Here is a 2,150-nt window from a genome sequence, read left to right as displayed (position 1 = left end):
GCATCCAGCGCGGCGGCGTGCCGCTGCACAGCAGCGCCAGGTAGCGGCCGAGCGGCCAGGCCAGCAGGCCCAGCGCGACGAGGTAGAGGGCCAGCAGGCCCCAGGCGGAGGCGTTCATGTCAGAACTCCTCGGCGCAGATCAGTGCGAACACGAGATAGGCGAACAGGAGGACGGCGAGCAGGCCGCCGAATCCGTAAAGGACTTCGAGGCTGATCACGAACGCTCTCCCTTGGGTGCGGCGAGCTTGACGAGCACGACCACCATCCCGGCCATCACCACCCACATGGCCACAAGCGCGGCAATCCACACGATGTCCATTCTTCACTCCTGCAAAAACAATACGGAAAGTGTCCGCGCGGCTGCGTAAAAACAGGGGATAGACTGCGGTGAGGGGCGTAAAAAATGCGTAAAGAAACGGGCTGCCTCCCGCGAAAGGAGCGACGCGAGAACTGATCCCATTCTTGGAGGTGGGTCGTCAACTTCCGTTGCGCCGCATCAAGTTCCCGCCACCAGACTGCCGGACGACCCGCCGGAAAGGCGGCTCAGAGCCAGCCTGCTCGGCGAAACCGGTAGTACAAGTAGCCGCATATGCCGAGGATCAGCAACAGGGCGGCGGGATAGCCAAAGGCCCAGTTCAGCTCGGGCATCTGCTCGAAGTTCATGCCCCAGATGCCGGCAAGCGCCGTGCACACGGCGAAGATGCTGGCCCAGGCGGCGAAGCGCTTGACCACCTCGCCGTCCTCGATGGTCACCATCGACAAGTTGACGTGGATCGCAGTGCCGATCGAATCGAAGATCGACTCGATGGTGTTGTTGATCCGGTTGAGGTGGTCGACGACGTCCCGGAAGTACTCCTGCGAGCGGATGCACAACTGCGGCACACGGCCACCGTGCAGCTTGCCGGTTCCTTCGAGCAGCGGCGCGACGGCATGCTTGACCACCGTCAGTCTCTGTTTCCTCGATGCTCTCGCGCGCCGCGCCCTTGGTGAATATCCGCTGCTCAATGGCTTCGAGTTCCACTTCGAGCGCATCGATCACTGGAAAGTAGCGGTCGACCACCGAATCCATGAGGGCATAGAGCACGAAGCCGGGCCCCTGGCGCAGAAGTTCGGGCTCGCGCTCACACCGTTCCCGAACGTCCACGAATCCATGCTCGCTGCGATTTCGCACCGAAACGACGTAGTTTCGACCGACGAAGATATCGACCTCTCCGACGTGCAACGTCTTCTTTTCCGCTGGGTCGGACTCGAGCAGGTGAAGCACCACGAACAGAGAGTCGCCGTATTCCTCGACCTTCGGCCGCTGATGGCCGTGCCGCGCGTCTTCGACGGCCAGCGCGTGGAGACCGAACTCGCCCTGGAGTTCACTCAGTTCTTCCGGCGTCGCATCGCGCAGCGCAACCCAGACGAAGCATCCGGGAAGCGACGTGTACTCGTTGATCTCGGCGACSGGGATRTCGGCGAGCTTGATGCCCTCTTCRTAGRCRACGCAGTTGATGAGCATGRGAACACGCACATWGRGGAWTTCGGTCATCTTGCCACCGACSCCAACAAGAAGCACTTGCCTTGYGCATKGMTYGGCTGCGAAASACCGAATCTTTATGCGCACCGCTGCGYTTTTTACGGGCTTTTTACAAGGGCAGACGTACGCTCTCTTCCCCCAATCGTTCATCAAAAATGAAACACRCAWTCGAAAGAWCYTTGCTCGCCGSGYCTCTGATCMYCCTGCCGATRYTCGCCAGCGCGCAGGCCGCYGCCGACGCKGCCGCACCGGCGCCGAATCTCACGGCCAACGTCTCGCTGACCACCAACTACAAGTTCCGCGGGCAGGACCAGGACGTGATCGGAAAGAACGGCTTCGCCAACTCCGACTACGTCAAGCCGGCGATCCAGGGCGGCCTGGACTACGCCTTCGGCGCCAGCGGCTTCTACATTGGCAACTGGAACTCGAGCGTCAACTGGCTGCCTGGCAATTCGGTCGAGATGGACTTCTACGGCGGCTACAAGTTCAAGGGCGGCCCGATCGACTGGGACGTCGGCGTGCTGACCTATGTCTACCCCGGCAACAGCGCCGGCGCCACCACCGAAATCTACGGCGCGGGCACCTGGGCGGACGAGAACATCGGCGCCTTCACGGCCAAGTACTCGTG

The 2,150-nt window shown here is 61.8% G+C and carries 2 protein-coding genes and 1 pseudogene; 1 reads left to right on the top strand and 2 read right to left on the bottom strand.

What is annotated here, in order from left to right:
• Window positions 1-119: 119 nt before the first annotated feature.
• Together kdpF and AC1DY5_RS52640 are read right to left on the bottom strand one after the other, a co-directional pair.
• The gene (gene kdpF / locus AC1DY5_RS52645; protein ID WP_478111400.1) at window positions 120-218 is read right to left on the bottom strand and encodes a K(+)-transporting ATPase subunit F; all 99 of its coding nucleotides are present in this window, start codon (window positions 216-218) and stop codon (window positions 120-122) included.
• 325 nt (window positions 219-543) lie between these two features.
• Window positions 544-1,504: pseudogene (locus AC1DY5_RS52640) on the bottom strand (magnesium and cobalt transport protein CorA).
• A gap of 173 nt (window positions 1,505-1,677) precedes the next feature.
• Between AC1DY5_RS52640 and AC1DY5_RS52635 the strand changes: the two are divergent.
• Window positions 1,678-2,150, top strand: a 473-nt coding sequence (locus tag AC1DY5_RS52635; protein ID WP_478122187.1) for a TorF family putative porin, incomplete at its 3' end; no start/stop codon positions are given.

The organism is Variovorax sp. P4_D9 (assembly GCF_056401695.1).
The sequence above is the reverse complement of the archived record's forward strand: the minus strand, read 5'-3'. Positions and strand labels throughout refer to the sequence as shown.